Annotated in this window: 15 protein-coding genes; 1 reads left to right on the top strand and 14 read right to left on the bottom strand. The window is 67.8% G+C overall.

Features of this window, described 5'->3' with window-relative positions:
* Positions 1-7: 7 nt before the first annotated feature.
* The 14 genes from NUV94_02100 to NUV94_02035 all read right to left on the bottom strand — a co-directional run bounded on the left by NUV94_02100 (position 8) and on the right by NUV94_02035 (position 12133).
* Complete coding sequence (locus NUV94_02100; GenBank protein ID MCR4391583.1) at positions 8-1018, bottom strand: ABC transporter ATP-binding protein; 1011 nt, start codon at positions 1016-1018, stop codon at positions 8-10.
* Between the two features lie 21 nt (positions 1019-1039).
* Complete coding sequence (locus NUV94_02095; GenBank protein MCR4391582.1) at positions 1040-2401, bottom strand: ABC transporter permease; 1362 nt, start codon at positions 2399-2401, stop codon at positions 1040-1042.
* Between the two features lie 3 nt (positions 2402-2404).
* On the bottom strand, positions 2405-3493 hold the full coding sequence (locus tag NUV94_02090; protein MCR4391581.1) for an ABC transporter permease: 1089 nt from the start codon (positions 3491-3493) through the stop codon (positions 2405-2407).
* A 106-nt stretch (positions 3494-3599) separates the two neighbouring features.
* Complete coding sequence (locus NUV94_02085; protein MCR4391580.1) at positions 3600-5744, bottom strand: ABC transporter substrate-binding protein; 2145 nt, start codon at positions 5742-5744, stop codon at positions 3600-3602.
* A 43-nt stretch (positions 5745-5787) separates the two neighbouring features.
* Positions 5788-6084, bottom strand: coding sequence for a hypothetical protein (locus tag NUV94_02080; GenBank protein ID MCR4391579.1), 297 nt, complete (start codon positions 6082-6084; stop codon positions 5788-5790).
* Positions 6085-6309: 225 nt separating this feature from the next.
* Entirely contained in the window at positions 6310-6852 is a 543-nt protein-coding gene (locus NUV94_02075) for a 2-oxoacid:acceptor oxidoreductase family protein (GenBank protein MCR4391578.1), read from the bottom strand.
* Positions 6853-6926: 74 nt separating this feature from the next.
* Positions 6927-7697 carry a thiamine pyrophosphate-dependent enzyme gene (locus NUV94_02070; GenBank protein ID MCR4391577.1) on the bottom strand — a complete coding sequence of 257 codons (771 nt, stop codon included), beginning with the start codon at positions 7695-7697 and terminating at the stop codon, positions 6927-6929.
* Positions 7687-8724 carry a 3-methyl-2-oxobutanoate dehydrogenase subunit VorB gene (locus NUV94_02065; protein MCR4391576.1) on the bottom strand — a complete coding sequence of 346 codons (1038 nt, stop codon included), beginning with the start codon at positions 8722-8724 and terminating at the stop codon, positions 7687-7689. The genes NUV94_02070 and NUV94_02065 overlap by 11 nt, the downstream gene beginning before the upstream one ends.
* 8 nt (positions 8725-8732) lie before the next feature.
* Positions 8733-8972: a 4Fe-4S binding protein gene (locus tag NUV94_02060; protein MCR4391575.1), complete on the bottom strand. Its 240-nt coding sequence runs from the start codon at positions 8970-8972 to the stop codon at positions 8733-8735.
* Positions 8973-8982: 10 nt separating this feature from the next.
* Positions 8983-9432: a S1 RNA-binding domain-containing protein gene (locus NUV94_02055; GenBank protein MCR4391574.1), complete on the bottom strand. Its 450-nt coding sequence runs from the start codon at positions 9430-9432 to the stop codon at positions 8983-8985.
* 58 nt (positions 9433-9490) lie between these two features.
* Positions 9491-9679 (bottom strand): 50S ribosomal protein L28, encoded by a 189-nt coding sequence (gene rpmB / locus NUV94_02050; protein ID MCR4391573.1) that lies wholly within the window; start codon positions 9677-9679, stop codon positions 9491-9493.
* Positions 9679-10332 carry a tRNA (adenosine(37)-N6)-threonylcarbamoyltransferase complex dimerization subunit type 1 TsaB gene (gene tsaB / locus NUV94_02045; GenBank protein ID MCR4391572.1) on the bottom strand — a complete coding sequence of 218 codons (654 nt, stop codon included), beginning with the start codon at positions 10330-10332 and terminating at the stop codon, positions 9679-9681. Before tsaB ends, rpmB begins: the two co-directional genes overlap by 1 nt.
* A 50-nt stretch (positions 10333-10382) precedes the next feature.
* Entirely contained in the window at positions 10383-11279 is an 897-nt protein-coding gene (locus NUV94_02040) for a hypothetical protein (GenBank protein MCR4391571.1), read from the bottom strand.
* Positions 11280-11305: 26 nt separating this feature from the next.
* Positions 11306-12133, bottom strand: a complete 828-nt coding sequence (locus NUV94_02035) for a hypothetical protein (GenBank protein ID MCR4391570.1) — start codon at positions 12131-12133, stop codon at positions 11306-11308.
* 81 nt (positions 12134-12214) lie between these two features.
* On the opposite strand from NUV94_02035, the gene ruvB reads away from it, so the two are divergent.
* Complete coding sequence (ruvB, locus tag NUV94_02030; protein ID MCR4391569.1) at positions 12215-13216, top strand: Holliday junction branch migration DNA helicase RuvB; 1002 nt, start codon at positions 12215-12217, stop codon at positions 13214-13216.
* The last annotated feature ends 2 nt before the right edge of the window (positions 13217-13218 follow it).

The raw sequence follows: 13218 nt of genomic DNA, 5'->3' as shown, positions 1-13218 counted from the left end.
AGGGCTCCTATCGGGCGTACAGCCAGCACTTGACGAGCTCGCCCCGCGGGCCGACCGCGAAGGTCGGGGGCTCGCGGTCGCACCGGTCAAACCGTTGCGGGCAGCGGGCGGCGAACCGGCAGCCGGTGGGGGGGTGGATGAGGCTCGGGGGTTGCCCGGGGATGAACTCCAGCTTCTTGTCCTCCCGCAGGGTGGGGACGCTCGCCATCAACCCCCGGGCGTAGGGGTGGAGGGGGGTGCGGTACCCCGTCTCGGCAAAGCTGTGCTCCACGATCTGGCCGGCGTACATGATGATCACCTCGTCGGCGAGGTCGCTGGAGGTGGAGATGTCGTGGGTGATGAGGATGTAGCCCACCTCAAGCTGGTTCTTGATGTCCTTGAGGGCGTTGAAGATGTTGGCCTGGGTCAGCATGTCCAGGGCGCTCGTGGGCTCGTCGAGGACGATGAGGGGGGGGCTCGTGATGAGGGCCATGGCCAGGATCGCCCGCTGCCGCATCCCGCCCGAAAGCTCGAACGCGTAGCGGTTGAGGAAGTCCACCGGCACCCCCACGATGCGGAACACCTCCTCGGCCCGCTTCATCGCGTCCTTCTTGGACATGTGGTGGTGGATGAGGAGGGGTTCGGCCACCTGGAACCCCACCTTGAGCACGGGGTTCAGGGCGTTCATCGCCGCCTGGGACACCATTGACGCCTTCACCCACCGCATGTTCTGCCGGAACCACTCGTCCGACATCTTCATGACTTCCGTGCCGTTGACCCACACCTCGCCCCTGTAGGTGTGCACGTTGCGGGGAAGCAGGCGCAGGACCGCCCGGGCGAGGGAGGTCTTCCCGCACCCGGACTCCCCCAGGATCGCCACCGCCCCCCGCTTCTCCATCGTGAAGCTGACCCCATCCACCGCCTGGAGCACTCCGCGCGTGGTGCGGAAGTGGAGGACCAGGTCCACCACCCGGAGCAAGCTCCCCGGCCGGTGGTCGAGGGTCTGTGCGGTCACCGACGCTGCCTTCGGCTCCGGCATTGCAGTGCTGTCCGTCACCGTCTACACCGTCCTCAGCCTGGGGTTGAACACGCGGTCCAGGGCATACCCAACCATCGAGAATGCGAACCCCGTGATCATGAGCAGAAGCGCCGGCTCCACCACCCAGTAGTAGTACCCCTTGTACAGGGCGTCCTGGCTCTGGGCGTCGTTGATCACCTTCCCCCACGTGGGGAGGATCGGGTCTCCCAGCCCGAGCACCGCCAGGCCCGCCTCGAGGAACACGAAGCTAGGCACGGTGAGCACGAACGCGGGCAGGAGCACCGGGATGATGCGCGGCAGAAGGTACCGGAACACGATGCGCATGTTCTTCGCCCCGTACGCCCTCGCGGCCTCGATGTAGGGGGCCTCCTTGGCCTGGAGGAACATCGCCCGGTACGTGACCATCCCCCCGCCGAAGATGCTCAGGGCCATGAACACCGCGAGCATGAGCCACAGGCTCCGGCTGTAGAACTGCCCAATCATGATGAGCACGGGCAGGGTGGGGATGACCATGTTCACCTGGGTGATCCGCTGGAACAGGGTGTCCACCCACCGCCCGAACCACGTCCCGATCCCGGACAGGACGAACGTGATCACCGTCGTGCCCACCGCCCCCACCAGGCCGAACACAAGGGCCAGGGGCGTCCCCCATAGGAGGGCCACCGTGAGGTCGCGGCGGCGGTGGTCCGTGCCGGCCAGGCCGTGGATCCGCCCGTACACGACGAGCTTGGCGTTGAAGTCCGCCTCCGCGGGGACCTCGGCCCGGATCACCACCGTGTACTCCCCCTTGAGGGGCGCCCGGTCCTTCACCGGCACCGCCTTCATCGCCGGGTCCGTGAACAGGGCGTACTCGCCCGTGGCCCCCAGGTTCTGGACCAGGGACAGGTCCTGGGAGATGTAGTAGCTCTCCGAGGCGCGCATGGAGCGGCTTGAGGCGACCTGGTACTCCTGCCCGTTGGGGAACCTCCACAGGACGGAGTACCGCGTCCGCATGGGGGTCTCCGTCGCCGCTGGCGCCTGGGCGAAGAGGACGATCTCCGACGGGAACCGGTCGTAGGCGTAGTCGAACCTGAGCGCAAACTCAATCCGTTTCCGGCCGTCGGGAAGGGGTTCCACGGTCTTCGTCCCCCCCTGGGCGTTGTCCACGACGATCGTCCGGGGCAGCCGGTCGGCCGTGAACAGATCCGTCCACACCGGCGCCGCATTCCGGGGGTTGTCGTCCCACACCCCAGGCCCTCCCCGCCACAGGCGGATCGCCTCCGGGTAGGGGATGGCGATGATCGTGTAGATGGAAATGGCGACCAGGAGCCCGATGAGCGCCAGCCCCCCCACCGCCGAGGGGTACCGGCGCAGCTCCCGCAGCATCTGGAAGATCCGGCGCATGGATCAAAGCCTCCTTTGGGTCCCGCCGGTGACCCGCACCCGGGGGTCCACAACCCCGTAGATGAAGTCCAGGAGAAACACGGAGATGGCGAGCAAGTACCCGTACACCACCATCACGCCCACCACCACCGGGGTGTCGCTCGTGTTGGTCGCCTGGTAGTACAGGCGCCCGATCCCCGGCCAGTTGAACACCGTCTCCAAGATGATCGCCCCGAACCAGAGCCCGATCACCATGAGCACGAACCCGGTGATGATCGTGGGCAGGGTCGGCCGGAGGATGTACCGGTTCTGGAGGGCGCGGCTGGAGAGGCCCTTGGCCTTGGCGAGGTCCACGTAGTCCTCGCTGGAGAAGATGAGGAAGAACGTGCGCCGGCCGTAGGCCCCGGAGAAGAAGCTCCCCATCACCATCGCCGTCACCGGCAGGATCATGTGCAGCAGGACGCTTGCCGCGTACAGCCAGGGGTTCTCGGGCGGTGGGGCGGACACCATCCCCCCCCACGGGAGGACCCGCAGCACGGCGGCGAAGATGAGGAGGAGGAAGATCCCGTAGAACCACCCCGGCGCAGCCGAAGTGGGGGCCAACGACACGACCAGCCGGTCTATCCACGTCCCGTACCGCCGGGAGAGGGCTAGCCCCACCCACAGCGTCAGGAAGAAGATGAGGAGGTTGGCCGTTCCGAACAAGATGAGCGTCGAGGGGAGCCGTTCGGCGATGATCCGCCGCACCTCCCGGGATCCGCTGTCGCTGAACAGGTACTCCGCCCGGCCCAGCGACAGGGACAGGGCCGTCGTGAGGTACTCGAAGCTGCGGACGAAGAAGTTCCGGTCCAACCCCAACCGCCGGTACTCCAGCTGCGCCCGCTCCTCGATCATCTGTTTGATCACCGACGGCGGCAGGTCAGCGTTGGCTGGGTTGGTGGTGATGGCGGTGGCCACGCTGAGCTTGATCTCCGAGCGGCGAATGTCGTCCAGCTTGCCCCCCATGTTCACGATGAGGATCGTGATGTAGAGGGCGACGATCACCGCCAACCCTTGGGTGACGGCCCGCACCACCGTGTACCGCAAAAACCTCAGGGCGTTTCCGCCTGGCATGGCTTCCCTCCTCCTGGCTGGGCGCTCCCGGGAAATCGTCGCTGCAAGGTGGGGGAAAGATACAAGGGAGCCGCCCGGGGTTCAACCCGGGCGGCTCCGAAGACCACTACTTCACCAGGAACTGGAACCGATCGGCCGCAAACGGGTAGTTCTCGAACCGCTTGAGGACGATCTGCTTCTCGGTGGGGAACACCTTGTCGAGGTAGAACGGGCCGCTGGCGACCCACAGGTGGCCCATCTTCTCGTACCAGGCCTTGAGGTTCGTGTACCGGGCCTCGGCCTCGGCTGCGCTCACGTACTCGCCCATCGTCGGGGCGTACGGGATGTACCCGGTGGCGAGCGCCTCGTCGAGGTACTTGACGAGGATCGGGAGCGACGGCCCCTTGGTGTAGTCCATCCACTCCACCTTGACGAGGGCGGACTTGTCTTTGGAGAACGCGAGCTCCTTGTTCGACTCAGCCAGGATCCCCAGCGCGAGCGTGTGCCAGAACCCCGGCCCCTGATCGTAGTACGGGAACCAGGTGCTCACGTTGAGCTCGGCATCGAGCGTGTACACGTCGGAGTAGGTCTCGATCACGAGCGGGTTCGTGGACACGATCCTCACGCCCTTGAACGAGGCCATGAACGACTGGTACCCAGGCACCGCCGCCTCGTCGTAGATCGGGCTCTCCGGCTTGGCCTGGTCGAAGGTGAGGATCATCCCGAGGATGAAGTCCCCGATCGAGATCTTGCTCCCGTCGTGGAGCGGGACATCGTACAGGCTCTCCGGGTAGTGGACGACGCTCTTCCGCTTGGCGGTCGTCCCACCGGGGAACTTCTCCCCGACGGTGATGAACTTCTGCGCCGCGGCGTCCCAGTCGTACCAGGCGTCCGCCGGGACCTCGATCTCGTCCACGAACTCGAACCAGCACCAGCCGTGGCCGGGGTTCGTGGAGACGGGGAGGCCCTTCAGGACGTACACCTCGGCCCGCTCGATGTGGAGCGGCCAGACGAGCCCGTCCCGGGTGTCCACGGCCGTCCCGCCCTCACCCGTCGCCCGGATGGGGAACATGTCGTACACCCAGTTCGAGCCGGCGATCGGGTTCCACGGCTCGATGAGGAGGGTCGAGGTGGCGATCTTCATCGTCCCGCCCACCACAGGCTCCCCCTCCATCTGGAACTGGACCGTGTGCCCCCACACCTGGGACCCGTAGATGCCCGCGGCGAGGTCCGCCGCCAGGCCCACGTTGGCCCGCAGCGGGGAGAACCCCTGCCGGTCCACGAGCCAGATGATGTTCGCGTACGCGTTCGAGCGGTACAGGGCCTGCTCGAAGAGCTCCCGCCGCTCCTCCATGGAGTTGTAGTCGCGGCGGTAGAGCTTGTCGCTGACTTCGTTCAGAATCGGGTCGGTCGTCTCAGTGGCCAGGGCCTGGAAGAGCGGCCACGGCAGGATCCGCTTGGTGTAGAACTGGTTGAACCCCGTCCCCTGGTCGCGGCTCACTGCGGTCGTCACCCAACCGCCGGTGTACAGGCTCCACTGCCCCAAGGTCGGGTCGCTCTGGATCCACAGCGGGGAGAGCTCGCGGCTGATCCCGTACTGGCGCACGACCGTGAACCCAAGATTCTCCAGCTGGTCGGAGATGTAGTCCCCGATGAGCCGCCGCTCGTCCTCAGTCCGGATGAGGAACTTGAGCTCGATGGGCTGGCCGCCGTACGTCCACACCCCGTCGACCTTCGTCGCCCCGAGCTTCGTGAGCTCCTGGGTGATGATCTGCTCACCCTTGGCGAAGTCGTAGACGTACATGTCCTCCAGCGCTTCCATGAGGTCGGGGTAGCGCTGGGAGCCGTCGGGGAACGCCGGGTTGAGGTAGGAGTATTTCGGGGTGGCCAGTCCCCCCATGATCTCCTGGGCGATGTACTCGCGGTTGATGATGTAGTGCATCGCCTCGCGGATCGCGGGGACCCCGAACGGGTTGAGCCGGCCGTCCTGGAAGAACGGCTGGTCGCTGCCGTGGTTCATCGTGAGGTCGTTGAACGACCCGTAGGACAGGTAGTACTTGAGGTTGGGGTCGGCCTGGACCTTGGCAAACAGGGCCCGGTCGCCGATCGAGAACGCGTACACGTCGATGTCGCCGGCCGCGAGCCGCTCAATGGCCTTCCCCGTGCTCGGCTCCTCCACGAGCACAACCTCGTCCACCCACGCGCCCTTCCGCTGAGCAAGCCCAGCGAACGCCACCGTCGCAATCAACACCAATGCAAATAGCTTTTTCATCCCTCTTCCCTCCGTACCGTAGAGTCTGTCTCCTATCCTTTCCCTACCGGCAGAACGGCGGGACCGTGAACGCCTCGCTGTACTTGAGGAGCGTCTTGTCGGTGTAGGTGGCCGGAACCCCCGACACACCGACGATCAGCCACCCGCCGGCGTTGAGCTTGACCGTGACCGCGCCGTTGACGTTGGCGACCTCCTTCACCGTCGGCCCGTTGATCGTGAGGGCCTTCACGGTGATTCCCTGCGGAGCGAAGTCGAACTTGAACGTGTCGAATGAGCAGGAAGCGGTGTTCTGAACCCAGAACGTCCCCGCGTTCATCGGCTGGACCTTGGCCACCGGCACGGCGGCCCAAGAAGCGAGAGCCCCGGGATAAGACACGCCGCTACTGCCAGGTTTCGCATGAGTCTCATCTCCTCCCTTCCGACACCTCCTTCAGACACCTGCGGATGGAACTCTGTTCGGAAAGGTTCTTGTCCTCCCATCACCCCCTCGCCTCCTGCAGTGGAGTCGCACGAATGATATCTTCCCCGCCCCTTCCCTGTCAAGCGGGGGCGTGGCCGGGGGGGCCTAAGGGGGGCAGGCGGCGTGTCCCCGGCGGAGGGCGAGGCGGTTCGCTTCCACGAGGCGCTCCCGGCCCTTGGCTCCCAGTTCCTCGGCCATGGCCTGGACCACGGCCTGGAGCGGCAGGATCCCGAGCGCCCGCACCACCGCCCCCAGGGCGACCATGTTGATTGCCCGCGGCTCCCCCAGCTCCCGGGCGATGTCGTTCACCGGCACCGGGATCCCCTGCACGTCCTTGCGGCGCACCGGCCGCGGGACGAGGGAGCTGTTGACCACCACCGCCCCGCCCGGGGCGACCTTGGGCTCGAATCGATCCAGCGACGGCCCGTTCAGCGCCACCAGCGCCCGCGGGGCGTCCACGATCGGCGACCCCACGGGCTCGTCGGCAAGGATCACCGTGCAGTTGGCGGTCCCCCCGCGCATCTCCGGACCGTAGGAGGGGAGCCAGGTCACCTCGAGCCCCTGGTCCATCCCCGCCCGGGCCAGCACCTTCCCGGCAAGGAGGATCCCCTGTCCACCAAACCCAGCGAAGATCACCCCGATCTCCATGTCACCTCCGTGACGCGTAATCGGTGAGGGCCGCGGGCCGACGCTGCCTGAAACCGTCCATTACCGATCTCCCATCACGGATCACGGACCTTGAGGTCCCCAAGGGGGAAGTACCGGAGCGCCTGCTCGGTCACCCACTTGTTCCCGTGTACTGGGGATACCTTGAGGTTGGTGGGGCACGCGGCCACCACCTCCACCATGGAGAACCCCTTCCCCTCCAGTTGGTTGCGGAACGCCTTGCGGATGGCCTTCCGGGCCATCTGAACGTGACGCACGTCGTACACGGCCTGGCGGGTGATGTACGCCGGGCCATCGAGCTGGGCCAACATCTCCGAGATCTTGAAGGGGTAGCCGGTGGTGCGGACGTCCCGCCCTTCCGGGGTGGTCACGGTGCGCTGGCCAGGCAGGGTGGTGGGGGCCATCTCCCCTCCGGTCATCCCGTAAACGGCGTTGTTCACGAAGATCGCGGTGATGTTCTCGCCGCGGTTGGCGGCGTGGACGGTCTCGGCGGTGCCGATGGCGGCGAGGTCGCCATCCCCCTGGTAGGTGAACACGATGAGGTCAGGGTTGGCCCGCTTGAGGCCGGTGGCCACCGCGCACGCCCGGCCGTGGGCGGCCTGGATGAAGTCGCATCGGTAGAACCGGTACAGGAACACGGCACACCCCACCGGAGCGATCCCCACCGTGCGCCCGCGGATCCCCAGTTCATCGATCGCCTCCGCCACCAGCCGCCCGATGACCCCGTGGTGGCAGCCGGGGCAGTAGGTGTACGGGGCATCGGACATGGAATCCGGTCGCTTGAACACGCGCACATAGCCCTCCGGGATCTTCACGTCAGCGAGCATGCTTTTTCACCTCGCTTAGGATCTCCTTGGGAGTGGGCACCACCCCGCCGAGCTCCCCGTAGAACGGGGTCGCGGCCCGTCCTTCCACCGCCAGCCGCACGTCCTCCCACATCTGGCCCGCGGAGAGCTCCACGGTGAGCACCACCGGGATGCGCTCGGCCAGCGCGCGGATCGGCTCGTACGGAAACGGCCATAGGCTGATCGGCCTGAGAAGCCCGGCACGGATCCCCTCCGCCCGGGCAAGGCGGACCACGGTCTTGGCGATCCGGCCCATTGTCCCGTACGCCACGAGGAGGATCTCCGCGTCCGCGGTGTCCACCTCCTCCCACCGCACCTCGTGGGCCTCGATCTCCCGGTAGGTGGCCTGGAGGACGAGGTTCATCTCCTTGAGCCCTTGCGGATCGAGATCGAAGCTCAGCACCACACGGGGCTCCCGCCCCTCGGCCCCGGTGAGGGCCCACGGCTTCTCCGGGATCGCGCCCTCGTCCACCGGCTCCGGGAGCTCCACTGGCTCCATCATCTGTCCGAGCATCCCGTCGGCGAGGATCATCGCCGGGACGCGGTATCGGTCGGAGAGAGCGAACGCGAGCATTACCAGCTCCGCCGCCTCCTGGACGGTGGACGGGGCAAGCACGATCAGGTGGTAGTCCCCGTGCCCTCCGCCCTTGGTGGCCTGGAAGTAGTCCCCTTGGGCCGGAGCGATGTTCCCGAGGCCTGGCCCTCCCCGCATCACGTTCACGATCACCGCCGGCAGGCGCGACCCGGCCAGGTAGGAGATGCCCTCCATCTTCAAGCTGATCCCGGGCGAGGAGGAGGAGGTCATCGTACGCACCCCGGCTGCGGACGCGCCGTACACCATGTTGATCGCGGCCACCTCGCTCTCCGCTTGCAGGAACACCCCACCCCGCCGCGGGAGGTGGCGGGCCATGTACTCCACCAGTTCCCCTTGCGGGGTGATGGGGTAGCAAAAATAGCACTTGCACCCGGCGCGGATCGCCGCTTCGGCGATGGCCTCGTTGCCCCGCATCAGCACCCTCATCGCGCCTCCCGCACCGGGGCCGGACGGAGGAGGTACACCTCGATGGCCACGTCCGGACACACCTGGGCGCAGGTTGTGCACCCGGTGCACTTCTCCGGGTGGACCATGGCGGCCACGTTGTACCCGGAGCTGTTGTGCTCGTCGGAGAACCCCAGCACCCCGAACGGGCAAGCGGCGATGCACAGCCCACAGCCCTTGCACCGTTCTCGGTCGATGAGCGCCATTCCCTTGGGCATCCCTCCCCCTTCAGTCGGTGTAGAACTTCTCCGAGAGCCGGCCGGCACGGCGTTTCCGCAGCCCGGCCAAGGCGGCCTCCGCCTCGTCCAGCCACCGGGAAAGCCGCCACTCCAGCCGCTCCTCCGGCCGCTCAGGAAGCGGAACACTGATCGAGCGATTGGCCAGCACGGATCGGAACTCGATGGCCTCGCGATGGAACTCGGCCGCCTCCCGATCCCGGTCGGTGACCCGCCGCAACGACAGGGATGGCCGGCCGAGGCGGTCGTACCCGATCACCTTCACCAGCACCTGCTGGCCCTCGGTGAGGTAGTCCTCCACCCGCCCCACCGCCTCCTCGGCGATCTCCGCGAGGTGGAGGAACCCGGCCTCCTCCCCCTCGGCAAGGCCGATCAGGGCCCCGTTGGGGTGGATCTCCAAGACCTTGCCCAGGCTAAGGTCGCCGACCTTGAACTGCATCATCCCTCCTCAACCAAAGGAACGGGCCCCCGCCCACTGGGGAGGCGGGAGGGCAAGCCCCTCACGCCTTCCCGATCTTGCCCGCCTTGATGCAGCGAGCACATACGCGCCTCCGCCGCCGGCGCCCTTGGTACACCGCCCGCACGTACTGCAGGTTGGGGAGCCTGACCCGCCGGCTGTGGTGCCCAGAATGGCTCACCTGTGTCCCGTATTCCGGCCCCCGCCCGCAGATCTCACATACCCTGCCCATCATCCCTCCTTCTGCACGTAGTGCGGCTCAAGCCGCAGCACATCGTCCGGCCCCAGTTCGAGGAACCTGGCCCGACCTTGTCGCGCCACCTCCAGCGGACTCGGCCAGGCCCACAGGGGATCCGCCACCGTCACCCCGGGCGCCTGCGCCCGGACCGCTTCTCCAAACCGGACCGCCCCTGAGCCCGTGAGGAGCACCCCTGCCCGATCGCCGATCCTAGCCAGGGCGTCCGGCCACGGGAGCACGATCTCGCTTCCCGCCCGGTGCGCATCCGCCCAGGCCATGTACACGAACTCCCGTCGGTCGTGGACCCACACCGCGACCCGCCCCGGCCACCACCGCGCCAGCGGCTTCCCCACCACCTCGGTCTGCCGCACGCCCACCACGGGCACCCCCAGGGCTTGGGCCAATCCTTTGGCGAACGCGAGTCCTATCCGGAGGCCGGTGAACGATCCCGGGCCCACATCCACCGCGATCAGGCCGAGTTCCCTCGGCCGCACCCCAGCCAAGTCCAGCACCGCCCGCGCCGCGGGCGCGAGGAGCTCGCCCTGGCCACGGCCGGTGGGGAACATCACCACATATCCTGGACCCTCCTCGCCGAGAAGGGCTACTCCGCCCTGCTCGCCGGCCGTCTCGATCCCTAAAACCCGCATGAACGATGATAGAGCCTCTCGGCCCACGTGCGCAACCGTCGTTCTCCCGCTCATCCGACCAGAAGCGGGGTGGGGGGCCGGGTCGCGCGCACGACCGTCTCCGCCTCCTGCCGATCCCGGGCGATCCGGCGGGTGAGGGCCTCCGGATCGGAAAACCGCTCATCCCCCCGCAGGAACCGGAGGAGGTGGACCTCCACCGGGCCGGGCACCTCCCCAGCCGGAGGGACCAGGAGGTGGACTTCGGCCGACGGGGGAAGTCCGGGGAAGGTGGGGCGTTTCCCAATGTAGAACAGCGCCCCTCCGTCCCCTCCCGGCCAATGGGCCCACGCCGCGTACACGCCCTCCCGCGGCCGCAGGAGCTCGGGCGCGAGGTCCAGGTTGACCGTGGGGAACCCGATCCGTCGTGCCAGGGCGACCCCGGGCACCGGTTGGCCGACCACGCACGGGGGGCGGCCGAGGAGCCGCGCCGCCGCGGCCACCTCGCCGCAGCGCAGGAGATCCCGGATGCGCGCTGAACTCACCGCCCCCCCATCCACCTCGAGCGGCTCCACCACGTGCACGGACAGGCCGAGCTCGCCGGACAGGCGCCGCAGGAGCCCCACATCGCCGGCCCGGCCACGACCGAACCGGTGATCGGGCCCCAGCACCACGCCGCGCGCCCCCAGCCGCTCCACCAACTCTTCCCGAAGGAACACGTCCGGAGCCAGGTCCTGCACTTGTTCCCACCGCACCACCGTCACCTCGTCGGCCAATGCCCCAAGCAGCCGTTCCTTGGCCGCGAGCGTGAGGAGCGATGGTCCCCGTGGGGGGAAGGTGTACGCGGTGAGGATGAGGCCACGCTCCTGGGCCAAGCGCCGCCCTTCGGCGAACAACGCCTGATGGCCAAGGTGGACACCGTCGAACCGTCCCACCGCCACCAGCCGCCCCATCCCCACGCGGTCGCCCATGGCGGGTTCAGGAGGAGCGGTCAGGCTCAGTAGGTCCCCTCGGCGAGGAGGACCCACCCGCCGACGCGCAAGGAGGCATAGCCGATCTGGTCTCCGGCGGGCGACCAGCAGGGGAAGGCATCCCGCCAAGCGTCGTGGGTGAACGGGGTCAGGTTCCGGCCGTCGCGGCGCATGAAGTAGATGTCCGAAGGTCCGCGTCGGTTGGACTCGAACGCGATCCATTCCCCATCCGGGGAGAAACGGGGACACCAATCGAAGAACGGGTCCTCGGTCAACTGTTCCACCCCACCGGACAAGAGATCGAGGATGAAAATGTCCCAGCTCCCCTCCGGGCCGGTGCCCCACAGCCCGACGAACATGAGGAACCGGCCATCGGGGGAAAACTCGGGGGTGTCCTCAAGCCACTCCGGATCCGTCTCGGTCAGGCGTTTGACCTGACGCGTCTCGAGATCCAGGAGGTACAGGTCCCAAGGGCCGTCGCGGTTGGATACGAACGCGATCCGCCTTCCATCCGGGGACACCGCGGGTCGGGCGATGAGGGCCGGCAGGAACAAGAGTTCCTCCGGCTCCTCCCCGGACAGCCGGCCCCGCCACAGGGTGTACCCTCCCTCCACCGGGGTCGCGTACACGAACCAATCCCCGGGGCCGAAGCGTCCCCAATCCGTGCCGGCACCGGACGTGAGCGGGCGCGCTTCCCGGCCGCTCGGGGCAAGGCCGATGTACAGATCACCGGCCTCGCAGAACAGCACGAACCGGCCGTCGACGGACCAATCGAGGGAGGTCAGGGCGAGGAACCCCCCCCCGGCACCGAGCGGGACCAGGAACCCCACGAGCACCCCCAGGATCCAGCGCATTGCCTGCCCATTTTAGGGACGGACGCACGCGGTGACAAACCCGTTGCCCATCCCCGCGCGGGCGGGCTACAATGGCCCACGATGGCCGAACGGGATCTCGGCGCGGAACGGCAGGACACGGATCAGCCCCTGCGGGCCCTGCGTCCCCGCACCCTGGCCGAGTTCGTCGGGCAAACGGAGATCAAGGAGCGCCTCCAGGTCTACATTCAGGCGGCCAGAGCGCGGAACGAGCCCCTGGACCACGTCCTCCTCCTCTCCCCCCCCGGCCTCGGGAAGACCACCCTCGCCTACATCATCGCCCACGAGATCGGGGGGCACATCAAGGTCTCCTCCGGCCCGGCCATCGAACGGCCGGGGGACCTGGCAGCGATCCTCACCCACCTCTCCCCGGGCGATGTGCTCTTCGTGGACGAGATCCATCGCCTGCGACCCCAGGTGGAGGAAATCCTGTACCCGGCGATGGAGGAGTACAAGCTGGACATCGTCCTCGGGGAGGGCCCCCACGCCCGTTCCATCCGCCTGGACCTCGCCCCGTTCACCCTGGTCGGGGCCACGACCCGGGAGGGGCTCCTCACCGCCCCCCTCCGGGATCGGTTCGAGGTCGTGTTCCGTCTCGACTTCTACCGGCCGGAGGAGCTGGCCGAGATCATCCGCCGGGTCGCGCCCCGGCTGGGGGTAGACGTGGAGGAACGGGCGGCCCGGGAGCTGGCCACCCGGGCCCGGGGCACGCCCCGCATCGCCCTCCGCCTCCTCCGCCGGGCCCGCGATGTGGCCCAGGTGGCCGGGACCAACACGGTGAGCCTGGCCGTGGCCGAGGAAACCTTGTCCATGCTGGGCATCGACGAGAAGGGACTGGACGGGTTGGATCGCAAGATCCTGGGGGTCGTCATCGATCGGTTCGACGGGGGACCGGTGGGGTTGGAGACGTTGGCCGCGGCCCTGGGGGAGGACCCGGACACGATCGCCGAGCTCTACGAACCCTATCTGATCGCGTTGGGGTTCATCCGCCGTACCCCCCAGGGACGGCTGGCCACGGACAAGGCCTACGCCCACCTCGAACGGACCCCGAGCCGGCTCCTCTAACA

It is taken from the genome of Candidatus Acetothermia bacterium, from assembly GCA_024653305.1.
Classification (GTDB): domain Bacteria; phylum Bipolaricaulota; class Bipolaricaulia; order Bipolaricaulales; family Bipolaricaulaceae; genus JACIWI01.
This window is presented reverse-complemented; position numbering and strand designations above follow the sequence as displayed.